Origin of the sequence: Sphaerimonospora cavernae (assembly GCF_042435035.1) — a bacterium.
Taxonomy (GTDB): Bacteria; Actinomycetota; Actinomycetes; order Streptosporangiales; family Streptosporangiaceae; genus Sphaerimonospora; species Sphaerimonospora cavernae.
On the sequence record NZ_JBHMQT010000058.1, the window covers coordinates 23,352 to 41,278 of the forward strand.

19 protein-coding genes are annotated in these 17,927 nt (G+C 66.8%); 14 read left to right on the top strand and 5 right to left on the bottom strand.

Annotated features, from left to right (window positions below; all coding sequences use genetic code 11):
- Nucleotides 1–276 precede the first annotated feature (276 nt).
- The 8 genes from ACFHYQ_RS25915 (at nt 277) to ACFHYQ_RS25950 (ending at nt 7,498) form a co-directional block, all read left to right on the top strand.
- On the top strand, nt 277–912 hold the full coding sequence (locus ACFHYQ_RS25915) for a hypothetical protein (protein ID WP_394303751.1): 636 nt from the start codon (nt 277–279) through the stop codon (nt 910–912).
- A 397-nt stretch (nt 913–1,309) separates the two neighbouring features.
- Nucleotides 1,310–1,951, top strand: a complete 642-nt coding sequence (locus ACFHYQ_RS25920) for a hypothetical protein (RefSeq protein WP_394303752.1) — start codon at nt 1,310–1,312, stop codon at nt 1,949–1,951.
- An 808-nt stretch (nt 1,952–2,759) separates the two neighbouring features.
- Entirely contained in the window at nt 2,760–3,257 is a 498-nt protein-coding gene (locus tag ACFHYQ_RS25925) for a hypothetical protein (RefSeq protein WP_394303753.1), read from the top strand.
- 582 nt (nt 3,258–3,839) lie between these two features.
- Complete coding sequence (locus ACFHYQ_RS25930) at nt 3,840–4,454, top strand: hypothetical protein (protein ID WP_394303754.1); 615 nt, start codon at nt 3,840–3,842, stop codon at nt 4,452–4,454.
- 551 nt (nt 4,455–5,005) lie between these two features.
- A complete protein-coding gene (locus ACFHYQ_RS25935) occupies nt 5,006–5,362 on the top strand; it encodes a hypothetical protein (RefSeq protein ID WP_394303755.1) in 357 nt (118 codons plus the stop codon).
- 135 nt (nt 5,363–5,497) lie between these two features.
- Nucleotides 5,498–5,797, top strand: a complete 300-nt coding sequence (locus ACFHYQ_RS25940; protein WP_394303756.1) for a hypothetical protein — start codon at nt 5,498–5,500, stop codon at nt 5,795–5,797.
- A 288-nt stretch (nt 5,798–6,085) separates the two neighbouring features.
- On the top strand, nt 6,086–6,442 hold the full coding sequence (locus ACFHYQ_RS25945; protein ID WP_394303757.1) for a hypothetical protein: 357 nt from the start codon (nt 6,086–6,088) through the stop codon (nt 6,440–6,442).
- Between the two features lie 717 nt (nt 6,443–7,159).
- Entirely contained in the window at nt 7,160–7,498 is a 339-nt protein-coding gene (locus ACFHYQ_RS25950) for a hypothetical protein (protein WP_394303758.1), read from the top strand.
- 258 nt (nt 7,499–7,756) lie between these two features.
- Here ACFHYQ_RS25950 and ku read toward each other — a convergent pair whose 3' ends face one another.
- The gene (gene ku / locus ACFHYQ_RS25955; protein WP_394303759.1) at nt 7,757–8,722 is read right to left on the bottom strand and encodes a non-homologous end joining protein Ku; all 966 of its coding nucleotides are present in this window, start codon (nt 8,720–8,722) and stop codon (nt 7,757–7,759) included.
- 157 nt (nt 8,723–8,879) lie between these two features.
- On the opposite strand from ku, the gene ligD reads away from it, so the two are divergent.
- From ligD to ACFHYQ_RS25975, 4 genes are all read left to right on the top strand, one after another.
- On the top strand, nt 8,880–9,761 hold the full coding sequence (gene ligD, locus ACFHYQ_RS25960; protein WP_394303760.1) for a non-homologous end-joining DNA ligase: 882 nt from the start codon (nt 8,880–8,882) through the stop codon (nt 9,759–9,761).
- Between the two features lie 115 nt (nt 9,762–9,876).
- Nucleotides 9,877–10,080, top strand: coding sequence for an Rv3202a family protein (locus ACFHYQ_RS25965; RefSeq protein ID WP_394303761.1), 204 nt, complete (start codon nt 9,877–9,879; stop codon nt 10,078–10,080).
- A gap of 75 nt (nt 10,081–10,155) precedes the next feature.
- Nucleotides 10,156–10,776: a TetR/AcrR family transcriptional regulator gene (locus ACFHYQ_RS25970; protein ID WP_394303762.1), complete on the top strand. Its 621-nt coding sequence runs from the start codon at nt 10,156–10,158 to the stop codon at nt 10,774–10,776.
- A gap of 163 nt (nt 10,777–10,939) precedes the next feature.
- Entirely contained in the window at nt 10,940–11,170 is a 231-nt protein-coding gene (locus ACFHYQ_RS25975) for a DUF3107 domain-containing protein (protein ID WP_394303763.1), read from the top strand.
- A gap of 419 nt (nt 11,171–11,589) precedes the next feature.
- On the opposite strand, the gene ACFHYQ_RS25980 is transcribed toward ACFHYQ_RS25975, so the two are convergent.
- Nucleotides 11,590–12,258 carry a ferritin-like fold-containing protein gene (locus ACFHYQ_RS25980; RefSeq protein ID WP_394303764.1) on the bottom strand — a complete coding sequence of 223 codons (669 nt, stop codon included), beginning with the start codon at nt 12,256–12,258 and terminating at the stop codon, nt 11,590–11,592.
- 455 nt (nt 12,259–12,713) lie between these two features.
- Here ACFHYQ_RS25980 and ACFHYQ_RS25985 point away from each other — a divergent pair, with 455 nt between their 5' ends.
- Nucleotides 12,714–14,462, top strand: coding sequence for a DEAD/DEAH box helicase (locus tag ACFHYQ_RS25985; RefSeq protein ID WP_394303765.1), 1,749 nt, complete (start codon nt 12,714–12,716; stop codon nt 14,460–14,462).
- Between the two features lie 233 nt (nt 14,463–14,695).
- The gene (locus ACFHYQ_RS25990; RefSeq protein ID WP_394303766.1) at nt 14,696–15,580 is read left to right on the top strand and encodes an alpha/beta fold hydrolase; all 885 of its coding nucleotides are present in this window, start codon (nt 14,696–14,698) and stop codon (nt 15,578–15,580) included.
- Between the two features lie 13 nt (nt 15,581–15,593).
- On the opposite strand, the gene ACFHYQ_RS25995 is transcribed toward ACFHYQ_RS25990, so the two are convergent.
- From ACFHYQ_RS25995 to ACFHYQ_RS26005, 3 genes are read right to left on the bottom strand one after another with little or no spacing between them, the layout of a single operon-like run.
- A complete protein-coding gene (locus tag ACFHYQ_RS25995) occupies nt 15,594–16,493 on the bottom strand; it encodes a RecB family exonuclease (protein WP_394303767.1) in 900 nt (299 codons plus the stop codon).
- A 37-nt stretch (nt 16,494–16,530) separates the two neighbouring features.
- Complete coding sequence (locus tag ACFHYQ_RS26000; protein ID WP_394303768.1) at nt 16,531–17,250, bottom strand: MBL fold metallo-hydrolase; 720 nt, start codon at nt 17,248–17,250, stop codon at nt 16,531–16,533.
- A 30-nt stretch (nt 17,251–17,280) separates the two neighbouring features.
- On the bottom strand, nt 17,281–17,925 hold the full coding sequence (locus ACFHYQ_RS26005; RefSeq protein ID WP_394303769.1) for a DUF6758 family protein: 645 nt from the start codon (nt 17,923–17,925) through the stop codon (nt 17,281–17,283).
- Between the last annotated feature and the right edge of the window lie 2 nt (nt 17,926–17,927).

Here is a 17,927-nt window from a genome sequence, read left to right on the forward strand (position 1 = left end):
CCACTCGGCCCGACAGAAGACTTATAACGCCCATATTGGGACATTCTAAATCCGACATAAATGACATTTCCGAGCGAAATGAGCGGTAGCAGCCCAACGTCGTCAATAAAGCGATAAGCGGAGGGCAAAAGCGGCCGATCGCCGTTTGTCCCTTGGGTGGCGAGGAAATCAAGACAATGCAGAGATGATCCGCAAGGATCGTTCGAAGGGACATTTTCCAGCTCATCTGGGAAATGCCAGAGTGTCGGGGCAATAATCCTTCAAGGGGGAAATGAAATGCCCAAGCTGAGCAACCTCGTCGGGATCCTCGCGATCAGCGCCGCGCTGACCAGCGGCGCCGTCGCCCTGGGTGCCGCCGTGACCACCGCGTCCGCCGACGCAGCCACCGTGATGGGCGGCTTTGTCGGCGGCCCCGGCCCGTACGGCAACTGGAACGACAACTGGAACCGCAACCGCAACAAGCAGCGCCAAGGCCAGAAGGGCAAGAACCACAACAAGAACAAGAACAAGAACAAGACCAAGCAGTGGCAGCACGAGCGCCAGATGCAGGGTCAGCACCAGTTCCTGCTGCGCGACTTCACCCTCGTCCTGACACCGTTCCAGAAGACCGACAGCGACTCGCGTGCCCTGCCGTACAACTGGCAGTACGGCCAGTCGTACGCCCTCCCGTGGAACCACCAGCTGGGCACCGCGAACCAGCAGAACCTCCCGCGCGAGAGGCAGACCACGGGAGTCCTGCCGTCGCAGCGGCAGGCCTCCGACGTCGCACCGCTGCAGGGCCAGCGGGCGGAGGCCGACCCGCGCGTCCGGACGAACAACGTGGCTCCGCAACCCATGAGGCAGCGCGTGAACGGCGAGCTCGAAGGGCCGGAGCAGAACAACAACAACGGCGACGGCGCCGCGGCCGGGTAACCGGGCCGCTGGGTGACCGTCCCCGCGGGCTCGGCGAAAGGGCGACCGCGCCTTCGCGCCGCCCCGGTGCCCGTACCGGCCGTGGTTCGTAGCCGGTGCCGGCGGCCGACGCCCGCGCTCCTCGAAAGCGCCCATGCCTCCTGCGGAGCGATGTCTTCCGCGTATGCGCTCACACAGTGAGCATGGGCGCTCTTCGAAGTCCATCAGCGGCCGGACCGTCATCCGGCCGGCGGACAGCCACCCACGACGCCCTGTGACGATCAGTGAATTCAGCCATATCCGCGGCTGTGGCACACGCCGCGGGCACGTCCCGACAGATTCGGGCCGCTCCCCAATTCGCGGACTTGGAATCGGCCGATCACCGGGATGGAAATCATTTATCAGGAGGAAAAGTCTCATGTCCACGTTGAGGAACGTCGGCGGCATTCTCGCCGTCAGCACGGCGATGACGGGCGCGGTAATCGCGATCAGCGCCGCGACGAGCACGGCGGCCAATGCCGCACCGACCGTCGCGACCAACGCCGGGGTCGTCATGGGGGGCTACATCCCCCCCGCGCCGAAGCCGCGCTACTACCCGGTGAACGTCAACCGGAACGCCAACGGGAACCGCAACAAGCAGGGCCAGGGCCAGAAGGGCAAGAGCAAGAACAAGAACAAGAACAAGAACAAGAACAAGCAGTGGCAGCACACCCGCCAGATGGAGAACCAGGACCAGTTCCTGATGCGTGACTTCACGCTCGTCCTCACGCCGTTCCAGAAGTCGGCGAACCACTCCGGGGCCATGCCTTGGAACACGCAGTGGTCCAACTCTTACGCGGTGCCGTACAACAACCAGTACGAGCAGATGCACTCCTTCAACAACCCGCGCCGCAACCAGGGCACGGCAGTGCTGCCGGCGCAGCACCAGGCCGCGGACGTCGAGCCGCTGCAGGGTCAGCGGGTGGAGGCCGACCCCGCCGTGCGGGAGAACAACGTCCTGAACCGCGGCCCCGTGCTGCAGCGGACAAGGGGAGAACTGGAGGGACCCGAGGCGGAGTAACCACGCCCGCAGTGCCACGATGCCCGGCATGAGCGGAGAGCCGGCCCGCCCACCGTGGGCCGGCTCTCCCTGAAACCTCGACCATCCGAACATCACGGTACCGGCCGGGGGAACTCATACTCACCGTGCTTCGCCGAATCGGCGGCACGGCATCGCCCATAGATTCTGTTCCGCCACGCGTGCCCATCCGAGGGGATGGGCACGCGTGGCGCTGTCATTTCCTCTTCCGCCCTCCTCCCGTTCCCCCTCCCCTCTGCGTTCTTCCTTGCCGCGCCGGCTCCTCCCCGGTTTCCCGCCGCTTTTCCACGCCTCCTTGCCGCACCCGCCACGTCCCCCGGTGCGCCTTCGCCCGCCGCGAGGGTCCGCGACCCACCGCTTGCCGCCTTTGGCGGTCGTGTACGCCCCAGGCTCTTGTACGCCGCCGGAAGGCACGTGTCGGCCTGCGCGGCCACCCGCCGGCGTCTCCGATTGACAGGACGGTCTCTGGGCGGCCGCTGAGCGGCGTATGAGCAGCCTCGGGGCGGCCTATGGCGGCCCCGCTCGATCGCGTGCCGGTGAGGACAGGCGGAGGACCCATTCACAGAATCGGACATCTCGCCACAAAGTAGGCATTATTAGTCTAAGCCGGTCTATAAACTGATAACACCAGACTAAAGGCACCTGATCCTCGTTTGCGACATCACGCCCCGGGAAATCAAGAAGGCGCAGGAAGATGGTCCAATCGGGGGCCATGAGGACATTTCTCCATTATGGCGGGAAATGTTCTGCGAATCAGGGGGCAATCGAATCCTGTCAAGGAGGACACGCAATGCCCGTTCTCAAGAAGATCCTCGCTGGGCTGGCCATGAGCACCGCAATCACGGGCGGCGCCCTCGCCCTGGGTGTCACCGCCGCAGGCGCCGCCGTGATTCCGGCGGGTGGCGGTCTCGGCGGTGGCCTCGGCACCGGTCTCGGCACCGGTCTCGGCGGCCTGGGCGGTGGTGCCTTCGTCACGCCGTTGCTCTTCAACGGCAACAACAACAACGGCAACAACACCCCGTTCTGGAACAACAACCAGAACAACTTCAACAACAACAACAACTGGTGGAACAACAACAACTTCTGGAACCAGAACATGATGAACGACCGGTTCAACGACAACTCTGGCTTCGGCATCGCGGCCAAGGACGTCGCCATCGGCTTCCAGGACCGGACGAACCGGGACAACAACTGGAACAACAACATGTGGCACACCAACAACAACATGAACCACAACAACAACTGGTGGAACAACAACAACCACTACAACCAGTTCCCCAACCGCTGACGATTGACGGGGCCGGTCGATCTCATGGCTGACGGCCTTCCGGCATCGACCTCGGGGCCTGAGATCGCACGGGGCGAACTCGAATACGCCCGCGGCTCAGAACGAGGTGCCGGCCGGCCGGATCGCGCCGGCGAGAGCGCAGGAGAAACCCGAACATCGGCGCACGGCGTCCTGATAGACGCCTTCGATATCGACGCGGGCGTTCGTTACCGCACCGCGTAGAGGAAAGGGCTCCGGCGGATCATTCCGCTGGAGCCCTTGCTCATGGTCTTCAAAACACGACCGCCACTTCCACGGCTCCCCGCCCTGGGCGCCTCAGCCGAGTCCGGTCGCGACCGCTCCGAACCCACGGGTGCGATTTGGACAATATGGACATTCTGCTCATTTATTATCTAATTGATCTATATTGGAGCAATAAGTTGCTAAATGAGTTAGATGCCCGTTTATCGCTCGCCGGGGAAGGTAATCACGATAGTGTAGAAAATGGCCCCATCCGGGGCCACTTGGACATTTCTCCTCTTCACATGTGAAGAGATGTCTCGTACATCAAGGGCAATCGAATCCTGTCAAGGAGGACACGCAATGCCCGCTCTCAAGAAAATCCTCGCTGGGCTGGCCATGAGCACAGCGATCACAGGCGGTGCCCTCGCCCTGGGTGCCACCGCCGCCAGCGCCACCGTGATCCCGGCCAATGGCGGCATCGGCAACTTCGGCGGCTGCGGCGGCGCCGTTATGACGGGCGGCTGGGGCGGCAACATGGGCGGCGGCAACGGCGGCGGCGGCGGCGGTATGGGCGGCGGCATGGGCGGCCCGGGCATGTTCGGCGGCACCACATACATGCCGATGTGCTGGGGCGGCGGCGGCTGGGGCGGCGGCGGCAACGGCGGCGGCATGGGCGGCGGCAACGGCGGTTGCGGTTACGGCGGCGGCTATATCAACGCCTGCAACAACAACATGTACACCAACAACAACAACTGGTGGAACAACAACAACTTCTGGAACAACAACATGTGGAACGACCGGTACGACGACAACTCCAACTTCGGCATCGTCGCCAAGGGTGTCGCCATCGGCTTCCAGGACCGGACGAACCGCAACAGCAACTGGCGGAACAACATGTGGTGGAACAACAACAACATGATGAACAACAACAACTGGTGGCGCAACAACAACAACTACAACAACTACGGCTTCTGAGGCCACCCGATCCGATGTCTTATGGGCTTCCGGGACCGACCGCGAGATCAACCCGTGCGGAGGGCTCCGGAGGACACGGTCAGCGCGAGATGCCGGCCGCATTTATTACGCCGGCGAGAGTGCAGGAGATTTCCGATCAGCGGCTTACGGCGACCTGACAGACGCCTACGGTACGGGCTGGGCTTCGGTGCCGCGCCGCACAGAAGAAAGGGCTCCGGCGGAAACATCCGCCGGAGCCCTTCTGCTGTGCCCGAAAGGGTCTGGGATGGCCCTTCATCCGCACCTTGGCCGATAGCCTCGACCGTATTCTCGAAATCCCGGGACGCCTGGGGAGCGATTCGTACAATTCGGTCATTCGGGACATATATCCCCTAAATGATCTATATTGGAGCAATAAGTTACCAAATGGTCTAGATAGCCGTTTATCCCCTCGCCGGGCAGGCAATCAATATGTCGCATGATAAGGCCATACGACAGACCATCGATCCATGTTTCCCGTCTTATGGGAAATGTCGAAGGCCGGGCAATTGATCCTTCAAGGGGGAAAGACCATGCCCACATTCCGTGAAGTCATCACGGGTCTGACGATCGGCACCGCCCTCGCCGGCGGGATCGTCGCCCTGGGCGCCATCACGACCACCACCGCGGCCAATGCCACCGTCGTCCCGCAACAGTTGGCGGGTGGCGACGGACTCGCCCTCGCCCTCGCCGAGGGCGACGGGCACTACCGCGATCTCCGCGCCCTCGAGGACCTCATCCTCTTGAGGAACCTCAACGCGAACACGGCGAGCAACGTCGGTCTGGCACCGGTGGTGCCCGTCGCGCGCACGAACGGCAACGCCGTCAACATCGTCGACAGCTTCAACCAGCGGATCGCCCCGCAGCGGCTCAACCAGCGCAACGAGTAGGACCGGCTCCGACTCCAGCGGTGCTGCCGTGCGCCCGCCGGACGCACTCCCATATGCGGAACGGCGAACGGATAAATCGCTCTTCAGACCAAACATCGAAATCCAGAGCAACCAATCGTTCGAGGAGGAAAACACATGCCTGCTTTCCGTGACATCATCGCGGGCCTGGCGGTCGGCACCACCCTCGCCGGCGGGGCCGTGGCCCTGGGTGCCATCACGACCACCACCGCGGCCAACGCCGCCGTCGTCCAGGGGGCCTTCGACGACGGCCTCGGCCTCTTCGGCCTCGACGGGGCTTTCGCTCCCGGCCTCGGATTGGCCGGCTTCAACAGGCTGCTGGGGGCGGACCGCAACAACGACAACAGCGTCAATGTCAACAACAGCTTCAACCGGCAGATCGCCCCGCAGCGGCTCAGGCAGCGCAACGGGAACTGAGCCCGCTGACTCCGGCGGGTCCACTCGCACCCGGTTGCCAGAACCAGGAACCGCGGGCGGATCCTCCATCCATTCGAAAGAAACGGACATTCTACACATATGTCCTCTAAACGATCTATAGCGGGGCAATAAGTCTCTAAATGGCTTAGATGCTCGTTTATCACTCAGCAGGACAGGAAATCTAAATAGCGCAGGAGATGGTCGCACATATGACCATCACTTCACATTTCCTAATTTCTGGGAAATGTCAAAAAATCGGGGCAATTGATCCTTCAAGGAGGAAACACGATGCCCACATTCCGTGACATCATCGCGGGCCTGGCGGTCGGCACCACCCTCGCCGGTGGGGCCGTGGCCCTGGGTGCCATCACGAGCGCCACGGCCGCCAACGCCGCCGTCGTCCAGGGCTACTTCGGCGGTGACGGCTTCGCCGACGGCGCGTTCGTGGACGACGGTGTCGCCGGGAGGTTCGCCGAAGGGAGGTTCGTCGATGGCCGCTTCGCCAGGGACAGGCTGCGCAGGGAGTTCGTGAGGGCGCTGTTCGCCGACGGCGGCAACCGCAACAACGACAACAGCATCAACGTCAACGACAGTTTCAACCGGCAGACCGCCCTGCAGCGGCTCAGGCAGCGCAACGGGAACTGAGCCCGCCGACTCCGACGGAGTCGCTCGTCCTTGATCGCGCCGACAGAGATGGGAACCGGCGAAGCCCCTTGAGTGGTTCGTCATCCACCATCTGAAACACGACCCAGGTCTCCTCGAGACCTCGTCCGCATCGTGGACATAGAGTCCGCGCTTCAGGAACAACAGGGCCCCGGCGAACACGGTTCGCCGGGGCCCCTGCCCGTTCACCCCGATCAGGCCGACTCGCCCCCACTCCGGTAGCGCCCCCAGGATCCCCGCCCCACCTCCCCACCCCCGCCCGCCGACCATCGGGGCCGCACCCAGAGCACACGTTCCCGTCCCGGTTCCCCAGGGCCCCTCCCCGCCTGATCCGGCCTTTGCCGTACGGCCGGTACAGCCGCCGCGTGCGCGTTGCCGCACGTGTTGCCGCGCGCGTTGCCTCACCGGGGGATTTCGAAACGTACAGGCGCCCAAGAAAACCGCATCAAAAAACCTGCCTGCCGCCCTGGGAAGAGCCAGGAGATCGGGCCGCACATGACGGGCGGGTAATGACCGTTTTATGGGTGGTCACGAAGGTGCAACAACCCCTCAAACATGACCCGGTCGGGTTTGCCACTCGGGCGCTTCGGCAATTTAGACATCGCGGGACGATAGGGACAAAAAGCCCATCGTCGTACATTTCCCCTAACGGTGGAAGTGCCGCCAACAGGGCGATCCATCCTTGCAAGGAGGAACGCAATGCCCAAATTCCGAAACGTCGTTACGAGCTTGGCGATCAGTACGGCACTGGCCGGCGGGACCCTCACCCTCGCCGCCACCACCGCGACCACCGCCGCCGCAGCCACCACACCCGCCAGCGTCAGCACCTACCACGGCTGGGGGGGATGGGGCTGGGGCCACGGCTGCCGCGGCCGTAACTGCAACAAGAACAAGCTCCGCAACCAGAACGCCAACCTCAACTACTGGCGGCCCACCCATATCGACCGGCACCGGTTCCAGAAGACCGACCGGCACGCCGTCATCTTCGCCGGTCCCGACGCGGTCGTGGACTTCGACGGCGACGATGACTTCGACTGATCCTCGGTATGGGGGGTGATCTCCGTAGTCCGGGCTGAGGCGCGGGATTCCGCCCCTCAGTCCCGGACCGACCGGGATCGTCGAAAACCGAGATCGTCGAAATCGCTGTGAACGGGCTCCGGTGCGCCATCGGCCGCCGGAGCCTCAGCAGTTCCAAGCCCCTCCAGACCACGGAAGCAGAGCGGTTCCGAGCAGCGGAAGGAGCCAAGCGAGCGTGGAGAACCGGGGCCAGAGGAGAACGGGGGCGGCCGACCGCGGTCAGGCCGTGCGGCGCGTCCTCCGCTTCTCCTGCTTCTTCTCTTCTCCCGCGACCTTGGCAGCCGCCTTGTCCGAGGACTTCCCTGAGGCTCTCTCCGGGGCCTTCTCCGCGGCTCTCTCCGGGGCCTTGCCACGGGCCTTCTCAGGGGTCTTCTTGGAGGGTGCCTTCCGCTTCGCGGCCGCCGTACCCTCGCGTTCTTTCTTGGCGGCCTCGACGCTGGCTCGCAGCGCGGCCATGAGGTCGACGGCCGGGCGTCCCTCGGCGGGCGCCTCCGGAGCGACGATCTCCTTGCCCGCCGCCTTCGCCTCGATGACCTCCTGCAGCGCCTCGCGGTAGGCGTCCCGGTGCTCGGCGGGGTCGAAGTCGGCGACCATCGTCTCGATCAGGGACTCGGCCATCTTCAGCTCCTGGGGCCGGACCTCCACGTCCTCCTCGAGAAACGCGAAGTCCGCCGTGCGCACCTCGTCCGGCCAGAGCATCGTCTCCAGGACGAAGACCCCGTCGCGTACGCGCAGGGTCGCCAGCGACTCGCGCTGCCGCAACGCCACCTTCACCACCGCGACCTGCCCGGAGCGCTCCAGCGCGTCTCTCAGCAGCACGTACGGCTTGGCCCCCTGGGCCTCCGGCTCGAGATAGTACGACTTGGCGAAGTAGATCGGGTCGATCTGCTCGGCGGGGGTGAACTGCAGCACGTCGATCCGGCGGGACGTGGTCAACGGCAATTCGGCGAAGTCGTCCTCGGTCAGCATGACGACCTCGCCGGTGGCGAGTTCGTATCCCTTGGCGATGTCCGAGTACGGAACCTCTTCACCATCCAGGGAGCAGACCCGCTTGTACTTGATCCGCCCGCCGTCCGCCTGGTGCACCTGGTGGAACGTGACGTCCTTCTGCTCGGTCGCCGAATACAGCCTCACGGGGATGGTGACCAACCCGAACGAGATGGCGCCCTTCCAGATGCTGCGCATAGCCACATTCTCGTCTCTGAGTTCGAATACCGCCATACGTGATTCAACAGACTCACCAGATGGGCAGGTACCCACAAAGGGGGGTGCCGTACCCGGGCGGTCCTATGCCCCGAAGGCCCCCGGCGGAGGTGCTTCGAGGCGATGAGGCGATGAGGCGATGAAACGGAAGGTGCTGGTGCGGGTCGACGACCGGGAGCTGGTGCTGACCAATCTCGACAAGGTCCTCTATCCCGACACCGCCTTCACGAAGGCCGAGGTCATCGACTACTACACGAAGATCGCCGCGAACATGATCCCGCACATCTCGGACCGCCCGCTCACGGTCAAGCGTTTCCCCGACGGCGTCGAGGGCCAGTTCTTCTTCGAGAAGAACGTGCCGGCGCACACGCCGGACTGGGTCCGTACCGTGACCCTGCCGGCGCCGGGCAGCGGCAAGAACCGAGAGAAGATCGAATTCGCCGTCATCGGCGATCTGGCGACCCTGGTCTACTACGCCAACCTGGCGGCCCTGGAAGTCCACGTCCCGATGTGGCGGGTCGCAGCGGACGGCGGCGCGCTGCCGCCCGACACCCTCGTCTTCGACCTCGACCCCGGCGCGCCCGCCACGATCGTCGAGTGCTGCCGGGTCGCCATGCTGCTGAGGGAGGCGCTGTACGACGACGGCCTGGAGAGCTTCCCCAAGACCAGTGGCAAGAAGGGCATGCAGCTCTACGTGCCGTGGGACCGTGGTGCCGGCACATCCGACTACGCCAAGGCGCTGGCCCGGGAGTTGGAGTCCCGCGACCTGGGAATCACGAGCGTGATGGCGAAGAAGGCCAGGCCGGGCAAGGTCTTCATCGACTGGAGTCAGAACAACCCGGCGAAAACCACCGTGGCGCCCTACTCCATGCGCGCCGACCGCCTCCCCACCGTCTCCACTCCGCTGACCTGGCAGGAGATCGAGGAATGCGAAAGTCCGGAGGACCTCGTGTTCACCGCTCCCGACGTGCTCGATCGGGTGGCGAAACACGGCGACCTGTTCGCCCACGCGCACGCTTAGCTCGCGCTTCCGTGGGCACCCGGGCCGTAGGGTGGACCTGTCGCACTGTGCTTTCACAACTGTGCTTTCACAGAGGATCCCGCAGAAGGGACCCTTCGGAACGGGAGGCGGACACATGTCCGAAATGGACCCCCTCGAGGAGATCGTCGAGGAGATCTCGACCGAGGCGCCGGAGGCGGACGCCGTCGAGCAGTACCAGTTCGTGAAAGTCTCCGAGGACCCCCGATGGCCCCATCGGGTCCCGTTCGAAGCCGACCCGGCCGACGTGGCCGAGCAGGAGCGTACGGTTGACCTCGGCGAGGACGAGGATTATCGCTGAGCCGCTTTACCGGCGCGTAGGATGTGGCCCCGGGGCCGGCGAGCCCCCGATGCTCATCCTCACTAGGAGACTGCCGTGACCGCTACCCCGGACGCCAAGCCCCGGGGCACCCGGCTGCCCCGGATGGCCCGCCGACTCCAGTTGTTGAGCGCGGCGCAGGAAGTGTTCGTGGAGAACGGCTACCACGCGGCCGCCATGGACGAGATCGCCGAGCGGGCCGGGGTCAGCAAGCCGGTGTTGTACCAGCACTTCCCGGGCAAGCTGGAGCTCTATCTGGCTCTGCTGGACGTGCATGTCGACGACATGGTCACCCGCTGCCGTGAGGCGCTGGCCTCCACGACGGACAACAAGCAGCGGGTGCAAGCGGCGATCGGTGCGTTCTTCGACTTCGTGTCGAGTCAGGGCGAGGCGTTCCGGCTGGTCTTCGAATCCGACCTGCGCAACGTCGCACCTGTACGGCAGCGGATGGAGCGCTCGCTGCGCGAGAGCGCCGAGGCGATCAGCCAGGTGATCCAGGAGGACACGGGCTGCTCCAGCGACGAGGCCCACCTGCTGGGCGTCGGTCTCGTCGGCATGGCCGAGGTCAGCGCGCGTTACTGGCTCGGCAGCCAGGGCTCGATCCCCAAGGAGGCGGCCACCCAGCTCATGGCGCGGCTCGCCTGGCGCGGCATCAGCGGCTTCCCCCGGACCGGCTGACCGTACCCGGCTGCCCGTACCCGGCTGCCCGTACTGGCCGGCCGTACCGGCTGGCCGTACCCGGTTGAGAAGGATTTCTGTTCGCTTGACGCGATCACAGAGCTCGCCACGGCCCCCGGAGACGACGATGGGTAGGGACGAGCCCGCGCGAAAGGGGAGCCCCATGGAAATCAAGATCGGCGTTCAGTCGGTGCACCGCGAACTCGTGGTGGAGACCGACCTGTCGGCCGAGCAGATCGAGGAGGAGCTCCGCAAGGCGCTCGCCTCCGACAAGGGCATCTTCTCGCTCACCGACACCACGGGCCGCCGCGTCGTCGTCCCCGTGGCCTCACTCGGATTCGTCGAGATCGGCGAGGACGAGCGACGCGCCGTCGGCTTCGGCGGCACGCTCTGACGCGTTCGACGCGTTCGACCAGCGGGATCCGGGGAGCGGGAGCGGGAGGGCGCGAAGATCACGGCCCCTCCCGGTACGGCTCCCCGGTGTGCTGTCCGAACCGATCGTGTCCCAGGTCGTGTCCGCTTCATCCCCGGGCTGAAGGGCCGGAGCACTGCGGACGATCCCGGTAGCGGCAGCCGCGCGGGCGGCGTACCGGGTCCGGCAGATGGGGGTCGTCCCGGCCACGGCCGATGGTCGGGCACCCCAAGCTTCCTCTCCGCAGCACAGCGCGCGAAGTCCAGAGATTCGGCCCACATCTTGTCAAGGAACTGCCGTAGCGGCGCGAGGCCCTCATGACTCGCACGGTACAACCGTTCGGCGCCATCATGGCGCTCGATGAGGAGATGGACCGCCCCGGAAACGGAAAAACCCGAAATTCAGGGCCCAGGGGTGAGGCCGATGGCCGCCATCCGCTTGCCGTGCTCCTCGGTCAGCCGCGCGAACAACCGCCCGATCTCCGCCAGGTCCTCGCCTCCCTCGTCGCCGACAAGCATCGCGGCGAGCTCAGGGCGGGCGGCCGCCAACCGCTGTCCCTGGCTCAGCGCCTCCCCCACCATCCGGCGGGCCCACAGCGCCAGACGTCCGCTCAGCCGGGGATCCGCCTCGATCGCCGTACGCACCCGCTCGACCGCGAACTCCGAGCGGCCCTCGTCTGCCAGCACCTCGTCGACCAGGCCCCGAATCGCCGGTTCCGCCCGCCTCGCGATCTCCCGGTAGAAGTCCCCCGCGACACCCGTGCCGACGTATGCCTTCACCAGCGCCTCGTGCCAGTCCCGCGGCTTCGTCTGGGCATGCCATGCGTCGATGGCGTCGACGAACGGGGCCATCGACTCCTCGGGATCAGCGCCGAGCGATGCCAGTCGGTCTCGGAGCATCCGGAAGTGGCCGTACTCCATCGCCGCCAGGTCGCCGAGCTCCGCCCTGTCGTTGAGACTGGGTGCCAGCAGCGCGGCGTCCTCCGCCATGCGCAGGAACGCGGTGAGCTCGGCGTAGGCCAGCACACCCAGAAGGTCCACGACGCCGAGAGCGGGAGCGGAATCAGTCATAGGTGCCAGGGTACGGCCGAGCCGTTCCGATCCAGGGCATGAGACTCCCGGGCTCCGCGACACCGGGGGCACTTCTGGCGGGAAGCACGGAAATCGGTTCGGGGTTGTGGTATCGAGTACACTGACGCGTGGAAGTGCGACCGCATTGTGTCCATCCCTGGGCGCGTGTCGATCTGGAGTGTGGCTCGGATTCGGGAACACAGCTCGGTCTGAGGCCCGTGTTCTGGAGTCCCCAGAAAGCTGGATGTCGCGGTCGCTGATGACAACGAGGGCGTGACCGTCCGTGAGGGCCCGGACCGGGATCGATCTGCCGGCCGGATGTCCCGGAGGGTCGCCTTCGCACCGATTTAGGTAGGCCGACGCTGACAACGACGTTCCGAGACCTGGGAGTCATCCCGGAGATCGCCGATGCGCTCGAGACCGAGGGCATCACTTCACCATTCCCGATTCAGGAGATGGCGCTCCCGCTGGCACTCGCCGGTCAGGACGTCATCGGCCAGGCGCGAACCGGCACAGGCAAGACCTATGCCTTCGGCGTCCCCATGCTTCAGTTGGTCGGCAAGCCCAGGAAGAACCGCAAGAAGCCTCGCGGCCTGGTCCTGGTGCCGACCCGGGAGCTCGCCCTCCAGGTGACCGAGGACCTCGTCCTCGCCTCCGGCAAGCTCGGCTCGCGGATCCTCACCGTGTACGGCGGGCGGGCGTACGAGCCGCAGATCGAGGCGCTCAAGAGCGGCGTCGACGTCATCGTGGGCACCCCTGGGCGGCTGCTCGACCTGATCAAGCAGAAGCACCTCGACCTCGGTCAGGTGACCATGCTCGTCCTCGACGAGGCCGACCGGATGCTCGACCTCGGCTTCCTCCCCGACATCGAGCGCATCATCAAGATCGTCCCCGAGAAGCGGCAGACGATGCTGTTCTCGGCCACCATGCCCGGCGAGATCGTCGCGCTGTCACGCCGTTACCTCACCCGCCCCACCAACGTGCGCGCGGAGAACGTCACGGCCGAGGCCGAGCCCACCACGTTGACGACGCAGTTCGTCTATCGCACCCACCGTATGGACAAGATCGAGATCCTCGCCCGGCTGCTCCAGAGCACCGGTAACGGGCTGACGATGGTGTTCTGCGAGACGAAGCGGGCCTGCGACATGGTCTCCGAGCAGTTGCGCGGCAAGGGGTTCGCGGTGGCGGCCGTTCATGGCGACCTCGGACAGGGGCAGCGAGAGCAGGCGCTGCGCGCGTTCCGCAACGGCAAGATCAACGTACTGGTCGCGACCGACGTCGCCGCACGGGGCATCGACATCGACGACGTGACCCACGTGGTCAACTACGACTGCCCCCAGGATGACAAGACCTACGTCCACCGCATCGGCCGTACCGGCCGCGCGGGACGCACCGGCGTGGCCGTCACCTTCATCGAATGGACCGAGCTCACCCGCTGGAAGGTCATCAACAACGCGCTCGGGCTGAGCTTCGCGGAGCCGGTGGAGACCTACTCCAGTTCTCCCCACCTCTACACCGATCTCGACATCCCGGAGGGGACCAAGGGCGTTCTGCCCAGGGCCAGCCGATCCCGGGCCGGGCTGGAGGCCGAGGAGATCGAGGATCTCGGCGAGACGGGCCGTACGCGTTCCCGGGACAGAGCGGACCGGCGCGGTCGCTCGGAACGGGAGGAGCGCCGTGAGCGTCCCGCTCGCACCCGGGAGCGCCGCCGCACCCGCGGCGGCCGCCTGCAGGATGCGGACACGGCAGCCGATCCCGTCGAGCAGCAGGCCGCGCCGACCGCGGAGGCCTCCGACTCGGACGACAGGGCGACGGCGGAGCCGGCGGCGGGCAGGCGAAGCCGCAGGGGCGCCAACGGGGCCGCGCTCAGCGACGCGCTGGCCGAGATCGGGCCGGCCGTCTCCGAGTCGGACGCTCCGCCGACCGTCGCCACGACCTACGAGGACGCGGCCGACGACATCGAGGCGGACGACATCGAGGCGGACGACATCGAGGCGGACGACGACGCGATCGCCGAACCGCTGCCGGCCCGGCGGCCCGAGCCGGAGCGGATCATCCCGCCGAGCCCGTTCGTCGTGGTGTTCAAGTCTCCCGACCTGGCGACCGATGACGACGATCTCGCGCCCTCAGCGGCGGCCGAGCGCATCCAGCACCAGCAACAACGGCGGCGTTCGAACCGGTCCCAGCCTCGCCGCACGAGGTAACCGGCACATCGAACAACCGGCACCGTGGCCGGCCGCTGCGAGGTGGTCGGCCACGGAGGCGGGTGCGGGATGGCGGGCGCCGGATCGTAACCGGCGCAGCGATTTCACTGGTGCCTGTACAACCTTCTCTGGGTATCGTGATGCCACGTGAGTGCGCGAGTCTGCAGCAGACGGTCCAGGACGCGGGTCACCGACCCGTCGGTCGAAGGGGTCCCTGACGGGAAGGAGGTTTCGTGAGCACGCCGCGATTCCTGGCTCTCCCCCCTGGCGTCAGCACACGGCAGATCGAGACTCCGGTCGGCACGTTCGCCGCCCTGGAGGCCCGGCCCGTCAGCGGTGTCGCCGAACGCTGGCCCGCCTTACTCGTTCCGGGATTCACCGGGAGCAAGGAGGACTTCATCGCGGTCCTGCAGACACTCGCCCAGGCGGGTCGCAGGGTCATCGCGATCGACATGCGCGGGCAGTACGAAACCCAGGGGCCCGACGATCCGCGGGCGTACACCTGCGCGGCCCTCGGTGCCGACATCGGCGCGATCGCCGAGACGGTCGGCCAGGGGGAGCCCGTCCACCTACTCGGGCACTCGTTCGGCGGCCTGGTGACCCGGGAGGCCGTTCTGGACGGCACGGCGCGACCGGCCTCACTCACGCTGATGAGCTCGGGCCCGGCGGCCATCATCGGTTCCCGGGAGCGAGTCGGCCGGGTGATGCTGGCCGAGCTGCCCGAGCACGGCATCGACTACATCTGGGCCAACCGGCTCGAGCCGGAGGCGCTCCGGGCGGGGGTTCCCGACGAGATCGTGGCGTTCCTGCGCAAGCGGCTGCTCGCCAATCACCCCGTCGGCCTCCGTGTGATGGCCGAGGAGGTGCTGAACGCGGTCGACCGCGTCGCCGAGCTGGCCCGGCACGACCTGGACGTCCTGGTCCTGTACGGCGAACACGACGACGGCTGGTCGCCGCTCCTGCAGGCGGAGATGGCTCACCGGCTCGACGCCGAGTGCGTGGTCGTCCCGGGCGCGGTCCATTCTCCCGCCGTCGAGGCCCCCGAGACGACCGCGGCGGCGCTCATCCGGTTCTGGAACACCGCGGAGAGCCGCCTGCTCCAGTTGCAGCACATCTGACCTGGGCGCCAGGTCAGCCGTCGCCGAGACCGTCCCAGGGGAGGCGGTCCGGTGTGGCGGCCTGGCCCTCGGGGCAGTGCCGACGGAAGTCGCACCAGGAGCACAGCGGTCCCGGCCGGGCCGGGAACATCTCGTCGATCTCAGGTGGGAGCGGCTTCTCGGCAGCGGGACCTCGATCCGTCCGGCGGCCTCCGCCACCGCGGCCACCCGCCCAGTCGCGGTAGGCGTCGTCGGCCGCCGCCGCCTCCTGGGCGATCTCCTCGGCTCGGCGCAGGTGGCGGTTCAGCGACTCCTCAGTGTGCTCCCACTCGATGACGGCGCCCGTCGGAACGTGATGGAGCTCCACCCGGCGGCAGGTTCGGTGCATCATGCGCGCCGAGGCGATCGCGTAGATGGCCAGCGCGATCGAGGACCTGGCGTCCTCGGTGGTCAGCGGACGCCGACCGGTCTTGTAGTCCACCACGACCAGTTCGTCGCCCCGCCGGTCGAGCCGGTCGACTCGGCCGGAGACCGCGATGACGGCCGTCCGCGTGGCGACGACACGCTCGACGCCGACAGGCTCGTCAGAGGGATCGAGCGTCGAGGCGTACCCGGACACCATTTCCCGCGCCCGGTCCCGCCATGACGCCGACTGCTCCTCGTCCCGGAAGCCCTCGCCGATCCAGCCGTTGGTCAGGAGGATGGCCGCCATGAGCGGCGTGCGCCGTTCGTACGGCTCCCGCCACCACGCGGCCAGCGCGTTGTGGACGGACGCCCCCAGGCTGTTGTGCGCCCAGGCGGGCCCCTTGGACGGCGCCGGCCGGTCGAGGTAGGTGAAGCGATATCGGCGCGCGCAGTCCAGCCAGGAGTTCAGCCGCGAGGGCGTGCAGGCGTAAAGCCGCTTCGGCATGCCGTCGAGTCCGAGTTGCTCCATGCCCGATCCGCCCGATCCGCCCGTCGTGCCGCCGCCGCTACTCGTCGAGGTTCAGCTTGATGCCGGCCGCGCCCCTGCCGTCCATGAGCGGCGTCGTCTCGATCTGAGCCTCGCCCTCGCCCGTGCCGACGAGCGACCCCGACAGCCACTGGTCGAACTGCGGCTCGAGATCACCGATCAGGCATTCCTCGCCATGCGCCGGCAGCACGCGCGTCTCGTGCGCCAGCGTGAACAGCCGCTCACCGATCGCGGTGAGCTGGTCCGCGAGCGCGGGATATTCCCCGCCGAGCTTGCCGGGGCCGTCGGCGCGCAGCGTCTTGCCGGTGAAGACCGCGCCCAGCTCCTCACAGTAGAGCGACACGCCACCCGCGGTCACTCCGGGCGTCGTCAGGACCTCCAGTTCGACACCGGCGACGGCGAACAGGCCCTCGTCCTCCATCTCGATGTCGGGCCAGGTCTCCTCCCAGGTCTGCCGCCACAGGCGCTTGTCCTTGGGATGCACCGCGATGACCGCCTCGTCCCTGGCGGCCGTCTCGATGGCGCCGCCCACGTGGTCCGGCAGGCCGTGGGTGCAGATGACCGCGAGGACCTCCCGGTCGCCCACCTTCTCGAGGATCTTCTCCGCGTCCCGCGCGGGGTCGATCACGATCACCTCGTCGTCGTCACCGATGATCCAGGTGTTGTTCTCGACCTTGTGCTCGACGCCCTCGATCTCCACCGGGCCCGAGGTCACAACTCGTTCGATGCGCGCTGTCACGGCTCAGAACCTTACTATCTCCTTCGCGTTCTAATGAGCGTCACCGTCCAGGCGGGGGGAGAATGCGCCGAACGGCAGATCGAGCGCCTGGTCGTGGTCACGCAGATCCCTGAGCGTCAGGTTCGCCAACGCGACGAAGCAGCCGACCTCGGCGGGCCAGACGATCGTCCACAGCCAGTTGCCGAGCGCCTCCCCGACGTACACCGCCCTGTCCTCCGGCACCTCGCCCGCGCACCACAGTGCCGCCGGGTGGCCCCGTACGTCGATCTTCGCGTGCGGTGGACCGGCATCGAAGCCGACCCCGGGGTCGGGACCGGGCAGCCCGGCGAAGGTGGCGCCGAGTCCCACTCCGGGCTCCTCGGCGATGACCAGCATGTCCGCCGGGCCAGGGGTGATCGACGGCCCCGTCAGGGCGACCACGCTCGCCCGCACTCCGCTGCGTTCGTCTCCCACCTCGGCGAAACCGGTGACCAGCCAGCCCGCCGGCAGCGGCCAGGGAATCCAGACGGGCACCCGCGCGGCCTGCCGGATGGCGTCGGCCGCGGCCTCCGACGGGCGACGGGGAGGCTGGAACGGCAGGACGTCCCCATGCGCGGCGCAGCGCCACGAACTGGACCAGACGCTCGGTTCGTGCAGCGGCCCGAAGCACCGCGGGCAGATAGGCACGGCTCTCACAA